Source organism: Sutterella sp. KLE1602 (assembly GCF_001578585.1).
Classification (GTDB): domain Bacteria; phylum Pseudomonadota; class Gammaproteobacteria; order Burkholderiales; family Burkholderiaceae_F; genus Sutterella; species Sutterella wadsworthensis_A.
This window is the reverse complement of record NZ_KQ968523.1, coordinates 1-17212: the sequence shown is the minus strand read 5'-3', so window position 1 is coordinate 17212 and position 17212 is coordinate 1. Positions and strand designations below refer to the sequence as shown.

At 63.0% G+C, this 17212-nt stretch carries 19 protein-coding genes; 8 read left to right on the top strand and 11 right to left on the bottom strand.

Annotation, left to right across the window (positions count from 1 at the left end; all coding sequences use genetic code 11):
- Positions 1–296: 296 nt before the first annotated feature.
- From HMPREF3036_RS04555 to HMPREF3036_RS04540, 4 genes are all read right to left on the bottom strand, one after another.
- On the bottom strand, positions 297–821 hold the full coding sequence (locus tag HMPREF3036_RS04555; RefSeq protein WP_062331919.1) for a glycine zipper 2TM domain-containing protein: 525 nt from the start codon (positions 819–821) through the stop codon (positions 297–299).
- Positions 822–1040: 219 nt separating this feature from the next.
- Positions 1041–1340: a hypothetical protein gene (locus tag HMPREF3036_RS04550; RefSeq protein ID WP_005434789.1), complete on the bottom strand. Its 300-nt coding sequence runs from the start codon at positions 1338–1340 to the stop codon at positions 1041–1043.
- A gap of 315 nt (positions 1341–1655) precedes the next feature.
- The gene (locus HMPREF3036_RS04545) at positions 1656–2330 is read right to left on the bottom strand and encodes an orotate phosphoribosyltransferase (protein WP_005434787.1); all 675 of its coding nucleotides are present in this window, start codon (positions 2328–2330) and stop codon (positions 1656–1658) included.
- Positions 2331–2353: 23 nt separating this feature from the next.
- Positions 2354–3346, bottom strand: a complete 993-nt coding sequence (locus HMPREF3036_RS04540) for an amidohydrolase family protein (protein WP_005434786.1) — start codon at positions 3344–3346, stop codon at positions 2354–2356.
- A 351-nt stretch (positions 3347–3697) separates the two neighbouring features.
- Here HMPREF3036_RS04540 and HMPREF3036_RS04535 point away from each other — a divergent pair, with 351 nt between their 5' ends.
- Complete coding sequence (locus HMPREF3036_RS04535; RefSeq protein WP_197457935.1) at positions 3698–4573, top strand: pseudouridine synthase; 876 nt, start codon at positions 3698–3700, stop codon at positions 4571–4573.
- Positions 4574–4654: 81 nt separating this feature from the next.
- Here HMPREF3036_RS04535 and HMPREF3036_RS04530 read toward each other — a convergent pair whose 3' ends face one another.
- The 5 genes from HMPREF3036_RS04530 to HMPREF3036_RS04510 form a co-directional block, all read right to left on the bottom strand.
- Complete coding sequence (locus HMPREF3036_RS04530) at positions 4655–5503, bottom strand: posphoenolpyruvate synthetase regulatory kinase/phosphorylase PpsR (RefSeq protein WP_005434782.1); 849 nt, start codon at positions 5501–5503, stop codon at positions 4655–4657.
- Positions 5504–5605: 102 nt separating this feature from the next.
- Entirely contained in the window at positions 5606–6295 is a 690-nt protein-coding gene (locus HMPREF3036_RS04525) for a molybdate ABC transporter permease subunit (protein WP_062331916.1), read from the bottom strand.
- A 24-nt stretch (positions 6296–6319) separates the two neighbouring features.
- The gene (gene modA / locus HMPREF3036_RS04520) at positions 6320–7054 is read right to left on the bottom strand and encodes a molybdate ABC transporter substrate-binding protein (protein WP_062331913.1); all 735 of its coding nucleotides are present in this window, start codon (positions 7052–7054) and stop codon (positions 6320–6322) included.
- 31 nt (positions 7055–7085) lie between these two features.
- A complete protein-coding gene (locus HMPREF3036_RS04515; RefSeq protein WP_062331910.1) occupies positions 7086–7739 on the bottom strand; it encodes an ATP-binding cassette domain-containing protein in 654 nt (217 codons plus the stop codon).
- Positions 7740–7841: 102 nt separating this feature from the next.
- Positions 7842–8429, bottom strand: coding sequence for a TorD/DmsD family molecular chaperone (locus tag HMPREF3036_RS04510; protein WP_062331907.1), 588 nt, complete (start codon positions 8427–8429; stop codon positions 7842–7844).
- A gap of 333 nt (positions 8430–8762) precedes the next feature.
- Between HMPREF3036_RS04510 and ppsA the strand changes: the two genes are divergently transcribed.
- The 7 genes from ppsA to HMPREF3036_RS04470 all read left to right on the top strand — a co-directional run bounded on the left by ppsA (position 8763) and on the right by HMPREF3036_RS04470 (position 15247).
- Positions 8763–11135 carry a phosphoenolpyruvate synthase gene (ppsA, locus tag HMPREF3036_RS04505; protein WP_005434777.1) on the top strand — a complete coding sequence of 791 codons (2373 nt, stop codon included), beginning with the start codon at positions 8763–8765 and terminating at the stop codon, positions 11133–11135.
- Positions 11136–11775: 640 nt separating this feature from the next.
- On the top strand, positions 11776–12201 hold the full coding sequence (locus HMPREF3036_RS04495; protein WP_005434776.1) for an NfeD family protein: 426 nt from the start codon (positions 11776–11778) through the stop codon (positions 12199–12201).
- Between the two features lie 42 nt (positions 12202–12243).
- Positions 12244–13188: an SPFH domain-containing protein gene (locus tag HMPREF3036_RS04490; RefSeq protein WP_005434775.1), complete on the top strand. Its 945-nt coding sequence runs from the start codon at positions 12244–12246 to the stop codon at positions 13186–13188.
- 202 nt (positions 13189–13390) lie between these two features.
- Entirely contained in the window at positions 13391–13933 is a 543-nt protein-coding gene (locus tag HMPREF3036_RS04485) for a hypothetical protein (protein WP_062331902.1), read from the top strand.
- The gene (locus tag HMPREF3036_RS04480) at positions 13930–14445 is read left to right on the top strand and encodes a hypothetical protein (RefSeq protein WP_062331899.1); all 516 of its coding nucleotides are present in this window, start codon (positions 13930–13932) and stop codon (positions 14443–14445) included. The genes HMPREF3036_RS04485 and HMPREF3036_RS04480 overlap by 4 nt, the downstream gene beginning before the upstream one ends.
- Positions 14446–14462: 17 nt before the next feature.
- Entirely contained in the window at positions 14463–14960 is a 498-nt protein-coding gene (locus tag HMPREF3036_RS04475) for a hypothetical protein (RefSeq protein WP_005434772.1), read from the top strand.
- Positions 14961–14968: 8 nt separating this feature from the next.
- Complete coding sequence (locus HMPREF3036_RS04470) at positions 14969–15247, top strand: hypothetical protein (protein ID WP_005434771.1); 279 nt, start codon at positions 14969–14971, stop codon at positions 15245–15247.
- A gap of 69 nt (positions 15248–15316) precedes the next feature.
- On the opposite strand, the gene HMPREF3036_RS04465 is transcribed toward HMPREF3036_RS04470, so the two are convergent.
- Both HMPREF3036_RS04465 and HMPREF3036_RS04460 read right to left on the bottom strand, forming a co-directional pair.
- Positions 15317–15913: a chalcone isomerase family protein gene (locus tag HMPREF3036_RS04465; RefSeq protein WP_062331896.1), complete on the bottom strand. Its 597-nt coding sequence runs from the start codon at positions 15911–15913 to the stop codon at positions 15317–15319.
- Positions 15914–15997: 84 nt separating this feature from the next.
- Entirely contained in the window at positions 15998–16933 is a 936-nt protein-coding gene (locus HMPREF3036_RS04460; protein WP_062331894.1) for a DMT family transporter, read from the bottom strand.
- Positions 16934–17212: the final 279 nt, after the last annotated feature.

Genomic DNA, 17212 nt, shown 5'->3' with positions numbered 1-17212 from the left:
GCATCTCCTTTGCGGATACCCGCAGGTTCCGCTTGCACGGCCCGAAGGCCGGTAGACATCCTTCGCCAATGTTGGACGGGGTTTGGTGCCTGCAACACCGCTCCTACCTCTCAGAGCTTTTAATCACAGGCCGCAGAGCGTGGAACTAGGATGTACATCCCACGGTGCCTATACATTCCCAACCAACGTAGCGCCTCTCCGAAGGAGGGCGCTGAGGCTAGTCAATAAAGGCTCTTTCAAGCCTCTGTCTTCAGACAGGGGTTATTGACGATGAAACTTCCTTCAGGAAACCCGGATCAGCGCTTGCCGCAGCCGTACGGGTTGTTCGGCTGGATGCGGGTCTCGCCGCTGCGAGACGAGGCCATGATGGCGGAGCCGAGCTTGTATTCGCAGATGCGGCCGACCTGCGTGGACTGGTAGACCTGCCCGTCGGAGGAGCGGTAGACGAGCTGCACGCCGTCGACATAGGTCGTGCCGGAGCCGCCGACGGCGTCGCCTGCAAGACCGCCGATCGCGCCGCCGGCAAGGCCGCCGAGGACGCGGGACGAGGTCGAGTGGTTGTTGTGGTTGCCGATGGCGGCGCCGGCGATCGCGCCGAGGATGGCGCCCGTGGCGCGGGCACGGTCGGAGTTTTCGCTGTTGTTCACGGCCACCTGAGCGGGATTGATGGCGATGATTTCAACCGTGTTCACTCGCTGAGCCTGGTTCACCTGGCTGGAGCTGTAGACGTCGGAACGATAGTAGTTGCCGTCGGTGGCGCAGCCGCTGAGGGCGACGGTCAGGCTGAAAAGGCCGATCACGAGGAGTTTCTTCTGGGGCATGGCTTTGTTCTTGTCTTGGGTCGAAAAAACGGTCATTTTGGACTGATCTTCCGTTCAGTCCACATCCTCACGATACACCATTGCGGGTGCGGCGGGCGGATGAGGGCTGCGGTCCGAAACAAGACGTTACGCATCCTTGCGCAGGCAGGATGCAGTGGATGTAGAAAAGCCGCCGGTCGCTGCGGAATCTGCGGCTTTGCGGTGCGTCGCGGGCCCTGATCAGGCGGACACGCGGACGAGACGGCCGGTGAAGTCGTGGATTTCGACGCGGCCGTTGCGGCGGTGGATGGCCAGCTGGTCGTCGCCGACGAAGCGGACGAACTTGGCGTCGTTGACACTGTACGTCGTGACGAGCTTGCCTTCGGTGTTGTAAAGCTGACAGTAGCCGTTTCTCAGGACGACGGCGACATGGTCGCGATGAAGGATGGCTTCGTCGATGTTCATCGGGGGAAGCGTGACGCGGGGCTTGCCGGCGCCGCCTCTGATCTCACAGCAACCGTTGCGGACAACTGCATTCATTGTTTCTCTCCTCCTTGGTGGGCTTCAGCATCTGCATGAGGGAAGAATATGACGGGGTGCGTCAGTATGTGACGCAAGCAGAAGCGCACGCATCATGTTCGAGACTCCATCAGTTTCTGCCGAAGCTCATCGAATCAATTCTACCAGAAATGAAATCAGGATTTCACGCTTGTCGTTCGGGAGGGTGTGCGGCTGATCTTCGCGGCGGCGTGCACTTGATGCAAAAAAGGAGCGCTGCTTTCGCAAAGCGCTCCTTTCGACTGTCCCGCGCGCGTTTTCAAAGAACGCGGGACTATTCAAACCGATCGACGGAAATTAGTTTTCGTTGTCCATCGGGGTGAGGGCGTGACGAGCGGCCCAGGTCCACGGATTGGCGAGCCAGTCGTTGAGGACTTCCTTCTTGTCGGCGGAGATCGTGCCGAGTTCGATGGCCTTGTCGATGACCTTCGTGAAGTCGATCATTTCGTGGCAGCGGACTTGCTGCTTTTCGAAGAGCTTGTTGGTCTCGTCGATGCCGAAGGAGGTGATGGCGAGGCAGTCCGTGACCGTGGCGCCTTCAGCCTTGAGGCCTTCGACGGCGGAGAGGAGCGAGAGGCCGGTGGAGATGTGGTCCTCGATGAGGAGGACGCGCTTGCCGGCGATGTCGCAGCCTTCGACGCGGCTCTTGTTGCCGTAGGTCTTGGCGGCCTGACGAACGAAGATGCTCGGCTTGTTGAGGCGGTAGGCCAGAGCGGCGGCGTGGGAGACGCCAGCGCCTTCGACGCCCGCGACGATGTCGAATTCGAGACCGAGTTCGACGACCTTCGTGGCCATAGTTTCAAGGATGTCGCGCCAGGCTTCCGGGACGGCCGTCAGGCGGCGGTTGTCGACGTAGATCGGCGTGATCAGGCCGGACTTGAGGCGCATCGGACGTTCCGTCAGGAAGGACACGGCGCCGTTGTTGATGAGGTGTTCGGCGAGGATGTTTTCAGCAATCTTGGACTTGAACATTTTCTATATCTCTTTCCTGAAAATTAGTCGATGCCGATCGCCTTGCGGCCGTTGACCGTGGCAATCTTGACGAGTTCGTCGAAGTAGTCGAAGCGGCAGCCCGTGGCGAGCGTGGTCATTTCGTGCCACATGTCGCCGGCGTTCCAGGGCACCATGGCGTCGCAGACGTTGTCCGTGCCGAGGGCGACGGTGATGCCGGCCGGGACGAGTTCGTCGACCGGGGTCATGGAGTTGTGCATCGGGCCAATCTGTTCGGAACGCGGGGTGTCGATCCAGGCGGTCGGGCAGGCGATCATCATCACGTCGGCTTCGCGCATGAGCGTGTAGAGACGCTGGCGGTAGGCGCGGGAGTGAGCGGCGATCGAGATGCCGTGAATGGCGACGACCTTGCCCTGCATGCCGTGCTGGATGGTCTTTTCGCAGAGCTGCTCGGTTTCGTATTCAAGGCTTTCGTTGAACTGGTCGACGTGGACGTGGACCATCTTGTTGCGGGACTTGGCCGTTTCCATGATGATGTCGAAGGCTTCGTCGCCGCGGCCGTAGTCGCGTTCGTCGCGCTTCGGGAGCGCGCCGATGATGTCGACGAGTTCAGCGCCGATGTCGAACCACTTGCGGGCTTCCGGATGGATCACGCCCTTGAGGGTCTGGTTGGCGAACTTGACGGTCAGCTGGTCCTGATAGTGTTCGCGGGCACGCAGGCCGGCCTTGATGGCGCGGTCTTCAGACTGCGGGTCGATGTCGACGAAGGTCGCGAGGGCGGACACGCCCTGGGCGATCTGGTTTTCAAAGAACATCGAGAAGCGGCGGTAGAAGTCTTCTTCCGTGGAGTTGCGCTTGAGGGCGTCGAGGGCGTCCCATTTCTGCTGAAGCGTGCAGGTGCGGCGCATCTCGAGAACGTCGGGGCTGAGGGTGTAGGCACGGTCTGCATGAGCGTGGGTGTTGACCCAGCCGCCGGCGGCCATGATGGCCGGTTCGATCATGTCGCGAATCGTCAGGGGGGCGTTTGGCGTAGACATTAAGAACATCTCCTTCGCAGTTAGCGAAAACAAAAGTGGTATTTGCCGTCAGTACTCAGGAAAAAGCCGCGGATACGTCGGTTTGAAAGGGATGACGTTTCTGCGGCTAAATTGATTACATTTTATAGATGGGTTTTCGATGTAGCGAATGGATACACAAATTGTTACATCATCAAGGCGTGACGCTTGTGCTTCATTCCGTTTTCTTCGCTAGAGCCGCAGTCGAAGGCAAATGGATGCCGGATGCTGGTCACGGACTGGGGCCTCGTGTCGGCATGTGAAGGTCCACCGTTGCGCGTCCTGAGGCGGGTTTTGTCGACGAATCCCGCCGAAAAAGGCCCGGATTTGGGTATGATGGGCGCCCGTTCCGTCAACCGACGCCATTTCCGCCTCTCCATGCTGTCATTCGAAGCCGAAGCGGCCGTTCAGGCCGAGCCCGTTCCTCCCGTTCTTCCCGTCCTTTATCTTGATGACGTGATGTGTGCCGTGATGAAGCCCGAGAAGCTTCTCGTGCACCGCACCGAGATCGCCAACGGCGACACGGTCTTTGCCGTGCAGTGCGTGCGTGAGCAGCTCGGCCGTCGGGTCTGGCCCGTGCACAGGCTCGACCGCGGGACGTCGGGCGTGCTCGTCTTTGCGTGTGATGCGGACACGGCCTCGAGGCTCGGGCGCATCATGATGGCGGGCGAGGTGAAGAAGCGCTATGCGGCCGTCGTGCGCGGCTGGCTCGAGGAATCCGTCGACTGCCGCCATCCGCTCTCGCTCCCCGAGGATCCGTATCTGAAGAAACGACGCGGTCCGTCGGAGCCTCAGGATGCGCGCACGGTCTTCATCGAGCGCGCAAGGGGCGAGGCGCCCGTTCCTTCGGGCAGGTTCGAGACGACCCGCCTCGGCCTCGTCGAGGCCGAGCTCTTCACGGGCAGAAGGCATCAGATCCGCCGTCATCTCAAGTGGCTTGCGCATCCCGTCATCGGGGACGCCACCTACGGGAAGGGCCCCCTCAACCGTGCGGTCGCGCAATGGTTCGGTGCGGACCGCCTGATGCTCCACTGTGCGAGGATGACGCTCCCGCATCCCGTCACGGGCGAGGAGATCGACATCCGTGCGCCGCTCGTCGAGGGTCCCTTCAGGTCAGCCGTCGAGAGGCTCGGCTGGCTTGAGGCGTACGAGGAGCTTATGAACGGCCCCTGGAGAGAGCCGCCTGCGCAGGCGCAGCTTCTGGCGTAGCTGCCTGAGGCCCGGGAAAGAAAGAAGGCCCGGCCTTCCGAGAAGAAGCCGGGCCTTCTTGGGGTTTGACTGTCGTCGGCGTCAGGAGTTGCGGCGCTTGTCGAGGCCGAGATCGGCCATGATCGTGGCGGAGATTTCCTCGATCGACTTCGTCGTGGAGTTGAGCCAGCGGATGCCTTCGCGGGCCATCAGGCCTTCGGCGTCGGCGATTTCCTGACGGCAGTTCTCGATGCTGGCGTAGCGGCTGTTCGGACGGCGCTCGTTGCGAATTTCGGAAAGGCGCTCGGGCTTGATGGAGAGGCCGAAGAGCTTTTCGCGAAGCGGAATGAGGGCGTCGGGCAGGGAGCCGCGGTCGAAGTCCTCGGGGATGAGCGGGTAGTTGGCGACCTTGATGCCGAACTGCATGGCGAGGTAGAGCGACGTCGGGGTCTTGCCCGAGCGGGAGACGCCCACGAGGATCACGTCCGCTTCGTCGAGGCCGCGGTTCGTCTGGCCGTCGTCGTGCTGGAGCGTGTAGTCGATGGCGGCGATGCGGCGGTTGTACTTCGCGTCGTCGCGGATGCGGTGGCTCTGGCCGATGGAGTGCGCGCTCTTCATGCCGAGCTCGGTCTCGAGCGGGCCGACGAACTTGCGGAAGAGGTCGATGATGTGACCGCTCACGTGTTCGTTGAAGGTGCGCATGATGTCCGGATCCACGAAGGTCGTGAAGATGATCGGACGAAGGCCTTCTTCCTTTTCCACCTGATTGATGCGCTGCGCGGTTTCAAGCGCCTTCTCGACCGTGTTGACGAACGGGATGCGCGTCTGGTGGTAGTCGAGGTCGGGGAACTGCGTCATGATCGAATGCGCGAGCGTTTCGGCGGTGATGGCGGTGCCGTCGCTCACGATGAAGATCTGTCGGCAGGGGGCGCACTTCTGGGTGTCTGTCATGGCGGATAGATGAAAAGGATTGGGTAATCCTTCCATTCTAACCGATCGGCCATTTCCGATGAGTCCAGTCTGAGGGTTCCCGCGTCGTACGGGCGTTTGAGGTCAGAGCCTTGGGCTGCGCCTGATGAGGAGCTCGGCCGCAAGGAAGATGACGGCCGCAAAGAGCGAGAGCAGGAGGCAGAGCGCGTTCGCGGCGTCGAAGTCGGCGCGCGAGACGGCGTTGAAGATTTCGAGCGAGAGTGTGTTGGTGCGCTCCGAGATGTTGCCGCCGAGCATCATCGTGATGCCCACCTCGCCCGAGACGCGGGCGCAGCCGAGAAGGAGCGCCGCCGCGAGACTCGGCCGCACGAGCGGGAGCGTGATCCTGAGGAAGACGTCGCGCCTGCCCGCGCCGTGGATGCGGGCGGCCTCCTCGAGTTCGATGAGGCGCGGCGAGGCGAACGCCGCCTGAAGCGGACGCACGACGAGCGGTAGGCCCGCAATGAAGCCCGCGAGCGCGACGGCCGTCTCGTTGAAGATGAGCGAGAGGCCGAAGGGTTCGAGCGCTCCGCCCACGAGGCTCGTGCGTCCGAGCGCCGTCAAGAGCATGTAGCCGAGCGCCACGGGCGGAAAGACGAGCGGAATCGTGATAATGAAGCCGAGGACGCGCGGGGCTACTCCCGGCGCCCTCGCGAGGTAGTAGCCTGCGAGCGGCCCCGCGACGAGAAAGAGCGCGAGCGTGACGAGGCAGGTCTTCGCGGTGAGTGCAAGCGAGAAGAGGAGCTGCGGCTCGTTGAGAATCAGGTCGATCATGGCGGGCGTGCGTCGCGGGCGTCCTCATTCGATGCCGAACTTCCTGAGGACGGGCTTAGCCTTTTCGGAGGCGAGGAAGTCCATGAAGGCCTTCACGTCGGCGTCGGCCTCGGCGCCCCGCACGGGACGCACGGTCATGTGCACGACGGCGCTTTCGTCGCGGATGGCCGCGTGGCCGCCGAGTGCCTCCGTGCCGGACTTGAGCACGGCGAGGTTCACGAAGCCTGCGTCCATGTTGCCCGTCGTTACGTAGGAGTAGACCTGCGGCACGGTGCCCACGACCTGAAGCTTGGGCGCGACCTTCGCGTCAAGGCCCGTCGCCTTGAGCCATTTGGCGGCGGAGCGGCCGTAGACGGCGGCCTTCGGATTGGGCGAGGCGACGGTCTTGACGGAGTCGAGCGCGATGTCCTCGGGGCGCTTCAGCTCAAGTCCCTTGCGCCAGACGAGGACGAGCGGCGTGTCGCCGAGGCGCCTGGCGTCGGGTGCGAGCGCATCGTGGAACTTCTCGAGGCTCGCCTCGTCGGAGATGACGACGTTGACGCCGCTGCCGTGCTTCACTTGGGCGAGCATCTGGCCGATGTTGCCGCCGAAGCTCTTCTCGACGGCGACGCCCGTCTCCTTCTGATAGAGCGCGGCGAGCGCGTCGACCATCTTGACGTAACCCGCGCCCGTCGTGACGATGACCTGCGCGGCGTTCGCGGCGCCCGCGGCAAGAGCGGAGACGGCGGCAAGGGAGATGAGAAGCGGCTTGAGTTTCATGATGAGATCCTTGGGTTGGGAGTGGTCGGTGTCAGGCCGGCGTGCGGATGTCCGCGATGCGGCCGTCCTTCATCGTGAGGACGGTCTTCGCGAGCCTCTCGGCCTCGTCGGCGGCGTGCGTGATGTAGAGGACGGGAATGCCCGTGATTTCGGGAATGCGCTCGAAGTAGCCGAGAAGCTCGGCCTTGCGCTCCGAGTCGAGACTCGCGAGCGGCTCGTCCATGATGAGGAGCGTCTCGGCGGCGAGAATGGCGCGCCCGAGCGCGACGCGCTGGCTTTCGCCGCCCGAGAGCGTGTCGGGACGGCGTGAAAGAAGGTGCGCAATGCCGAGCACCTCGATGAGGCGATCCTGGTCGACTGCAGTGCGGCGTCCTCCGAAGCGCCTGCCGAAGAGCAGGTTCTCGCGAACGGTGAGGTGCGGAAAGAGCCTGTGGGACTGGAAGACGAAGCCGATGCCGCGCGATTCAACGGGAAGATCGATGCACGGATCGTCCGACCTGAAGACGCGGCCGTTGACGCTGATCGTGCCCGATGCGGGCTTCACGAGACCCGCGATGCCGCCGGCGAGCGTCGACTTGCCGCAGCCCGATGGGCCGAGCACGGCCGTGAAGCCGTCGCCGGGCAGGTCGCACTCCGCCTCGAGCGTGAAGCCCGGAAGACGCGTCGTGAAGTGAAGGGAGATCATGGGCAGAGCCGTCCGCTATTCGCAATGGGAATAGCGGACAGTCTACCAAGAAAAGAGGGTGGCGGGGTGGATGAAGACGGGGAGGTCGGGGCCTCTCCTCCGTCAGGCCTTCTGGACGAGGGCGGCTTCGATTTCGATGACGCCCTCGAGGACGCCGGCCGCAAGTGCGTAGAGTCGGGCGTCGCTGCGTGCGCGAACGGCTGCGGCGAAGGCGGGGAGCCACTTGGCGGCGTGCGCCTCGAAGAAGGCGGTGGCGGCTGCGGGGTCGTTCTTGAGGATCAGGACGGTGAGAAAGCCGAGCTGCAGGCCGAGATGGTCTTCGGGCACGCCGAGGATGCCTGCGGTCTCAAGACCGGCGTCGGCGTAGGCCTTGCGGCACTCAAGCTGGGAGAGCGGGATCTCGTCCCTGTGGAGCCAGGCGGATTCGGCAAGGGGAACCGTGCCCTCGCACGTGCCCAGGAAGAGTCTGGCGTACTCGCGTTCGAGCTCGAGCGGCTCGGGCGCGGGGGCGTCGAGCACCGCCTCGAACGGGGCGGCGTTCGTGCCGAGTTCGGCCGCGAGCCCTGCGGCCGCGCGCATCGCCTCGACGTAATTTTCATAGGCGCCCTTCGCCTCGGGCTGGAGAAAGAGGGCGGAAAGCGCGTCGTAGACGGACTGACGCGCAAAGTCCTGCAGTTGCTGGGTGACCACGGGCTTGCTCTCTATATATAGACGGTCTGGAGGGGGGGCGGTGCCGCGGGGGCGGCGCCTGCCGGCCGGATCGGATCAGTTCATTGTATCCGCTGCCGCGTGAAAGTGCCTCGCCCTACTCAAAACCACCTAGATGGGAACAATGACACTCTGCCTGCGTCTAGATTTCATCTATTGAGGCGGATCGGACCTGCGGAAAATCCCTGAAATTGTCCTGCGGGATCAAAAAATATGCAGGGTAGGCCCATTTTCCGGCGCATAAAGCGCTCTGAACGGGTAAAATCCCCCACAATTGAACCACCGCCCCGGTTCTTGGGGCTTAAGAGGATAAGCATGGTACAGGGTCGTTACGTTTTCCCCTTTAGTCAGCTTCGCATGACCGACGTTGATCGCGTCGGCGGCAAGAACGCTTCGCTCGGCGAACTGCTCAGCCAGCTCACGAGCGCCGGCATCCGCGTGCCGGACGGTTTCGCCACCACGGCCGAAGCCTTCCGCCTCTTCCTGAAGGAAGGCGGTCTCGAGGAGCGCATTGCTCAGCGTCTCACCACCCTTGACGTCGACGACGTCAAGGCGCTCGCCGCTGCCGGCGCCGAGATCCGCGGCTGGATTGAAGCCGCTCCGTTCCCGGCCGAGCTCGAAAAGGAAATCCGCGAATTCTACGAATGGCTCAAGGACGGTCAGGAGGAAATCTCCGTTGCCGTTCGTTCTTCCGCCACGGCTGAAGACCTTCCCGACGCCTCCTTCGCCGGTCAGCAGGAAACGGTGCTCAACGTCGTCGGCATCGACGCCGTCTTCAAGCACATGAAGGAGGTCTTCGCCTCCCTCTACAACGACCGCGCCATCTCCTACCGCGTCCACAAGGGCTTCACGCACGCTGAAGTCGCCCTGTCCGCCGGCGTGCAGCGCATGTGCCGCTCCGACCGCGGCGCCGCCGGCGTGATGTTCACGCTCGACACCGAATCCGGCTTCGACCAGGTGGTCTTCATCACCGCCTCCTACGGCCTCGGCGAAACCGTGGTTCAGGGCGCCGTAAATCCCGACGAGTTCTACGTCCACAAGCCCATCCTTGATGCCGGCAAGTATCCGATCATCCGCAAGACGCTCGGCTCCAAGCTCATCAAGATGGAGTTCGAATCCGACAAGTCCGTCGGCCGCACGGTCCGCACGGTCGATGTCCCGGCCGAAGACCGCCGCAAGTTCGCCATCACCGACGAAGATGTGATCGAACTGGCCCGCTTCGCCCGCATCATTGAAAAGCACTACGGTCGTCCGATGGACATCGAGTGGGGCAAGGACGGCAACGACGGCAAGATCTACATCCTTCAGGCCCGTCCTGAAACGGTGAAGTCCCAGCAGAACAAGGCCGACGTGCAGCTCCGCTACACGCTCAAGTCCAAGGGCCGCCTGCTCTGCCAGGGCCGCGCCATCGGCCAGAAGATCGGCACGGGCCCGGTCCGCATCGTCGACAGCGCCGCTGAAATGGATCGCGTTCAGGCCGGCGACGTTCTCGTCACGGACATGACCGACCCCAACTGGGAACCGGTGATGAAGAAGGCCTCCGCCATCGTGACGAACCGCGGCGGTCGTACCTGCCACGCGGCCATCATCGCCCGCGAACTCGGCATCCCGGCCGTCGTCGGCTGCGGCGACGCCACGGAACGCCTCTGCGAAAACGACGAAGTGACGGTGTCCTGCGCCGAAGGCGACACGGGCAACATCTACGAAGGCATCCAGGAAGTGGCCGTTGAGGAAGTCCAGCGCGGCGCCCTCCCGGAAATCCCGGTCAAGGTCATGATGAACGTCGGCAACCCGCAGCTCGCCTTCGAGTTCCAGGCCATCCCGAACAAGGGCGTCGGCCTTGCCCGCCTTGAGTTCATCATCAACAACAACATCGGCATCCACCCGAAGGTTGTTCTTGAGTACCCGAACGTCCCGAGCGAATTGCGCGACGCCGCCGAACGCCTCTCCGCCGGCTATGCCAGCCCGAAGGAATTCTTCGAGAAGCGCATCGCCGAAGGCGTGGCCACGATTGCCGCCGCCTTCTACCCGAAGAAGGTCATCGTCCGCATGTCCGACTTCAAGTCTAACGAGTACCGCAAGCTCATCGGCGGCGCCCTCTACGAGCCGGATGAAGAAAATCCGATGCTCGGCTTCCGCGGCGCCTCCCGCTACATCTCGAACCAGTTCGCCGAATGCTTCGCGATGGAATGCCGCGCCATGAAGTTCGTGCGCGACGAAATGGGCCTCACCAACGTCGAACTGATGATTCCGTTCGTGCGTACGCTCAATGAAGCCAAGCGCGTCAACGAAATCATGGAACAGTACGGCCTCAAGCGCGGCGTCAACGGCCTTCGCCTCAACATGATGTGCGAAATTCCGTCCAACGCCGTCCTCGCCGACCAGTTCCTCGAGTACTTCGACGGCTTCTCCATCGGCTCGAACGACATGACGCAGCTCGCCCTCGGTCTCGACCGAGACTCCGGCCTCGTCGCCGCGTCCTTCGACGAACGCGATCCGGCCGTCAAGGCGCTCCTCGCCATGGCCATCAAGGCCTGCCGCGAACGCGGCAAGTACGTCGGCATCTGCGGCCAGGGTCCTTCCGACCACGCCGACTTCGCCGCCTGGCTGATGGAACAGGGCATCGAGTCCATCTCGCTCAACCCCGACACCGTCGTCGACACGTGGCGTCGCCTCGCCGTCAAGTAATTGACGCGCTGAGACGCTAGTCCGAACAAAGCCCCCGGCTCCGAAAGGCGCCGGGGGCTTTTGTCTGGTCCCTTCGAATCGCGTGTGCCCGAGATGTTTTTACGTCCGTGCTTGACATGTGCCATGAGAATGATTATCATTAACACGAATGAGAACCATTCGCAGGTGCGAACGGGCAGGACCACACGAATCACAGGCGCCTTTCGGGCGCAGGGAAGGGCAATATGACGAAGCATGTAGCTGCAAGGACGCGCACGGCGCTCAGAGCCGCCTCAACCGCAGGTCTTTCGGTCTCCGCATTCTTTCTTGCGGCGCCCGTTCTCGGTCTTCTCGCGCCGCAGGCGAGCTTTGCGGCGGCGATCGCTGCCTTTGCCGCGGCGACAGGACTGGATGCGATTCGAGACCGTACGCACGGAGAATAGTTTTCACGACTTCTGCAGTTGAGTGAGGACCGGCGCCCGCAGTTCTCTTCGGAGGAATGCGGGCGCCGGTCTTTTTGTCTTCCCGATTGTCGTTTCGTAAGTGCGTGAAAACCTAGGAGTGCAGCCGTTCGCCGCTGTGCTAGAGTGTTCTGGTACGGCCTCTGTGGCCCGCAGGGCGGTTCCTGCGGCGGATCAGGGCGCTTGCGGAGGCAGGAACGTTGTTCATATCAGGTACGGTTCTCTGGTTCATACTGGCGCTGATCGTCGCCGCCGTCGAGATGGTGACGGGCACGGTCTATCTTCTGGCCGTCACGCTGGCGTGCGCGGCCGCGGGCGCCGCGAGCTGGCTTGGCCTCTCGGCGAGCTGGCAGTTCGCGGTCTGCGCCCTCGTGACCGTCATCGGCTGCGCGCTTGCGCATCTCCTGCGCCGCAGGAAGAATCCGCAGGCCGATCGTCTCATGAATCTTGACGAGGGCGAGCGCATCCGAGTCGAATCCGTGGGCACGGGCGGCACCGCCGTCGTGCAGTACCGCGGCGCGCCCTGGATCGCCTGCGCCGAAGAGGGCGATCTCACGCCGGGCACCTGGATCATCGCCCGCGTCGACGGTACTCGCCTCGTCCTTCGTTCCGCCGCCCTCAAGTAGAGGCGACGCCTATTTCACACGTCATACGGAGTCATTGAAAAAATGAACGTCAGCGGCTTTCTCATCTTTACGCTCGTGCTCGTCGTCGTGGCGGTGCTCTTTGCGTTCCAGTCCGTCAAGGTCGTGCCCCAGCAGACCGCGTGGGTGGTCGAGCGCCTCGGCAAGTTCCACGCCGTGCTCACGCCGGGCCTCAACTTCATCATTCCCTTCATCGACCGCGTCGCCTACCGCCACTCCCTCAAGGAGATTCCGCTCGACACGCCGAGCCAGGTCTGCATCACGCGCGACAATACCCAGCTCACGGTCGACGGCGTCCTCTTCTTCCAAGTGACCGACCCGCAGCGCGCCTCCTACGGCACGTCCAACTACGTCGTCGCCATCACGCAGCTCGCCCAGACGACGCTTCGCTCCGTCGTCGGCAGGATGGAGCTCGACAAGACCTTCGAGGAGCGCGATCTCATCAACAAGTCCGTCGTCTCCGCGATTGACGAGGCGGCCCTCAACTGGGGCGTCAAGGTGCTCCGCTACGAGATCAAGGACCTGACGCCGCCCGCCGTCATCCTGCAGGCCATGCAGCAGCAGATCACGGCCGAGCGTGAAAAGCGCGCCGTCGTCGCCGCATCCGAAGGCCGCAAGCTCGAGCAGATCAACCTCGCCACCGGCGCCCGCGAGGCCGCCATCGCCCAGTCCGAGGGTGAAAAGCAGGCCGAGATCAACAAGGCCGAAGGCCAGGCGGCCGCCACGCTCGCCCTTGCCACGGCAACGGCCGAGGCCCTTCGCCGCGTTGCCGCCGCCACGCAGGCCGAAGGCGGCATGAACGCCGTCAACCTGCAGGTCGCCGAAAAGTACGTCGAGGCCTTCTCGCAGCTCGCGAAGACCAACAACACGCTCATCGTCCCGGGCAACCTCGGCGACATCTCCGGCATGATCGCCTCGGCGATGAAGATCGTCGACGGCGCCAAGGCCCAGCTCCCGCCCAAGGCCTGAGCCGTCCTTTGAAGCACCTTCCGAAGGCGCCCGCAGGATTCGTCCGCGGGCGCCTTTTCCGTCGCACCTCCATCATCACCTGCACCGCATGCCGTTTCGTACTCCTGAAGCGGGTGCGGGGCCTTCGCTCTGTATAATGTCGGCATGTTTTCACAAGAGCCGCGGCACCCCTGCATGATGGCCCCCAAGGATGAAATTTCCTATGACCGAACAGAATACGAGCGGCGCCGTCGTGGCGCTTCCTTCGATCGGCGATTCCGCCGTTCTCACCGAGATCCTGATGTACACCGGACGTGATGCGATCGCCGTCATGCTGAATGAGCAGGGCGATCCCAATGACTTCTCCAGGATCGTCTTCGGCGTCGCCTCGATCTTCATGGGGCACACCGACTCGCTCGAGCTTCCCGAGGGCTGGGATCCCGCCGCGCGGGGCGCCGCCCTTCGTCCGCTTCTTTCCGACATGCTTGAAAACATGCCCGAGGAGGACCGCAGGACCTTCGCCGATGACGAGAGTCTCCTTGTGCTCGCCGTCATGACCTGCTTCCAGGAGGCCGCCGCCATCGCAGAGTACTGGGCCGATGCCCACGAGACGACGGACATGCAGACCATTCTGAACGGCGTCCTTCATGACGAACTCTTCTCCGCCCACTTCGCCACCTGGGCTGAGATGATCCTCGGCATTGCCCCCGAAGAGGAGGACGAGGAAGGCGCGGCGGATGACAGCGAAGGAGACAAGACGGAATGACGGACGAAAAGAAGATCGAGGAGCAGGCCCCGGAGCAGGGCGAGGAAAAGGTCGAGGCTGTCGTTCTTGACGAGAACGTGCTCGAACAGCTGCTGGTCGGTTGCATCTGGGACGTGCTCCGCCGCATGCACCGCGTTGCCACGAAGGCCATCACGCCCGACCAGGCAACCGAGGAGGACGATGCCATTGCGCGTCACCTCGCCCGCACGCTCATGGGTGAGAATCCCGGCTTCACGAGCGCGCTTCCGCTCGTCGGTCCCGCGCTCGTCGAGGAGCTGCGCAAGCTTCCCGACTATGCCGAGGACGAGCTCCCCGAGGAGATCGACAGTGCCAATCCGCGCGCCGTCATGGTCTACGTGTGCCGCACCTTCCTGCACGGCATTTACGACATGGTCCGCACGCTGACGAAGGCCGATGAGATGACGCCCGAGAAGCTCTCCGAGACCGTGAATTCGACCGCCGCGCTCTGGACGCTGCGCTTCACCGGCCGCAGGACCGACAAACTCAACTGAACGATCGGAGACGGGACATGGCCGGTTGCGGATCGAACTGCAGCGCAGGATGCTGCAAGGACTTCAGTTCCAGGGCGGAGCGTCTGCCCAATCTTCTGAGCGTCGAGGTGACGGGCGAGATCTTCGCGAAGGCCGTCCGCAACATGACGCTTCGCGCCGCTCAGCGCGCCGCGGGCATGATGAGCGACGAGGAGTATGAGGAGGCCAAGAGCAAGCTCGTGCGCTGGCTCGTCAACGCCTTTTCGGGCGAGAATCCTCACTATGAGGCCGACTCCGAGTGGCACGGCAACGGCGGTCTCGCCGACTATCTGGCCGAGACGCTCGACTATCACGGCCATTCGCCCCGTCAGGTGATCACGCATGCGGCCGCGCTCTTTGCCGACGACGCCGACAACCTCGCGCGCGAGATCGTCGAGCGCGGCGGCCTCGACACGCCCGCGGCCCGTCAGGCGCTGGCGCAGGTCGCAGGCATGTGGGCGCAGGTCTTCACGGGCGTTCCGCCCGAATTCGCCTGAGGTTAGCCATGGCGCGCAGTCCGCTTGAAGAGCACGCTCCCGACGTCACCCGCGAGATCATGGGGCGTCTTTCCCCCGAGGCCATGCGCACGCTTCGTGCCGTCTCTGAAATGCGAAACCGTCCCGCCGAGGACGTTCTTCGTGAGGAGCTTCGCGGCTACATCGCCGACAAGCTTCCGCTGCCCGACGTCGAGGCCATCATCCACGCGATGGGCGAGCGCTTCTATGCGCTCGGCTATGCGTGCGGCACCGCCAAGCGCTTCCTGAGGAAGCTCAGGGGCGAATGACCCGCAGTCCTTCAATGAAATGACGGCCCGAAACCTTGCGGTTCCGGGCCGTTGTATTTTTCAGGGCATTCAGTCGCCTGATTTCAAAAGCTTCTTCTTGAGGCCGTCGTCGATGGCATTGTCGCCAAGCCAGATGGCTAGCACGGCGTTGTAGAGCGCGCGGCCGCCGCCGATGGGCTCGCCCACGGGCTTGTCATTCAGATGGACCGTGGTGCCCTTGTCGGGCGAATAGTCGAAGTCGATGATGTCGCCCGTTTTCACGTCGCCGATCGACCTCATGAGGCTGCGCAGGGCCTCAAGTCCGGCGGAAATCGCCTTTTCCTTGGCAGGCTGGAGGTTCGCCTTGATGCCGTCGTTGAGCGAGTCGATGAAGCTCGCGCAGGAGACGTCGCGTAGCAGGCCGAGACGAACGCGGGCAGCGCTGTTCTGGGCCATGACCTCGGTGTTCCTGCGGGCGGGCGCCTTCAGGTAGAGCCCTGCCGTGTAGACCTTGAAGAAGATTTTCGTGCGAAGGCCCGCACCGTTGAGCAGAAGTTGCTCGCCGTTGACGTTCGCCTGCGGCTCGTAGGTGATGGATTCGATCTTGAGGGGCTGGCCGGCGAAGGCGATGCCAAGCGTGAGCGTCATGCAGGCGGCCGCGGCCAGTCTCTTGAGAATGTGGGTCATGGGCTTTCCTGATGTGAAAAAGGAACACGCAGAATCGTGCCACCGCCCGCGTGCGAACGGGAAAAAACCGCAAACGACTTTGTCTCAAGAGTTTTCAGTCTTCCCGGCCTTCGCGGACTCGGCGGCCTTTCGGGCCTCGATGCGCTTCTGGCGCTTCCTGCCGCGCACGACCGAACTGGTTTGCAGCGCCACGGATAGTGCGATGAGTCCGATGCCTGGGTAGAAGGAAGGACCGAGGTCGCGGGCCTCGCCGAAGATGACCATGGCGAGGATGATCGAGTAGATCGGCTCGAGGTTGTAGGAGAGGTTGACCGTGAAGGCCGAGATATGCTCGAGCGACTGGATCTGCAGGATGTACATGAAGAGCGTGCAGAAGATCGCGAAGATCGGCAGATAGAGCGTGTCGGGCCAGGTCGGGATGAAGGGCTCGGGCGGCATGAGCGAGACGTAGATGGGGATCGCAACGCAGGAGAAGGCGAAGCCGCCGAGTAGCTGCCAGCTCATGACGGTGACGCTCGAGTACTTGGCTCGGTAGCGCTTGAAGTAGACGGCCAGAAGCGCCGCCGCTGCGGCGCCCACGAGGCCGAGAGCAATGCCGAGGCGGTACTGCGCGTCGAAGTGGAAGATGAGCGAGATGCCGAAGATCGTCACGAGCGAGAAAAGCATCTCGCGCAGCGAGATGCGGGCCCTGTTCATCAGCGGCTCGATGAGCGCCGTGAAAAAGCCGATCGACGAGAAGGCCACGACGCCGATGCTCACGTTCGAGGCCTTGATCGAGGCATAGAAGAGCGTCCACTGCACGGCGAGAAGCGCGCCCACGCCCATGATCGCGATCCTGTCGCGCGGCGTCACCTTCTCAAGGCGCTTCGTCAGCCAGGCCCAGAGCCACAGGCAGCCGCCCGCAATCACGATGCGCCAGAAGACGATGAGGCCGGGCGAGAGCATCATGAGCTTGCCGAAGACGCCGGTCCAGCCGGCCAGAAGAATGGAGATGTGAAGCTGAAGGAAGGCCTTTTTCACGGCGCACCGCCAGGAGGGAGACTGTTTGAAGATTGGGAACAGGTCGGCTTTTCGCCCCTTTTCAAGGCTCTGCCGGCCGCGCCTATGCTACCGCAAGAAGAAGGAACTTGCCATGCCGGACACACGGCCCGGGCGTGACGTTTTCCCGCATCTTCTTCCGCCTCATCCTTAGCTGATCGTCAAGATACGTACAGCTCTTTTGATAATAGAAACTTAGCTAGCTAATTGTGAGGTTTCGGCGGTATCGTTTCTCGAAACGCTACGAAAAGCTCCGGTCGG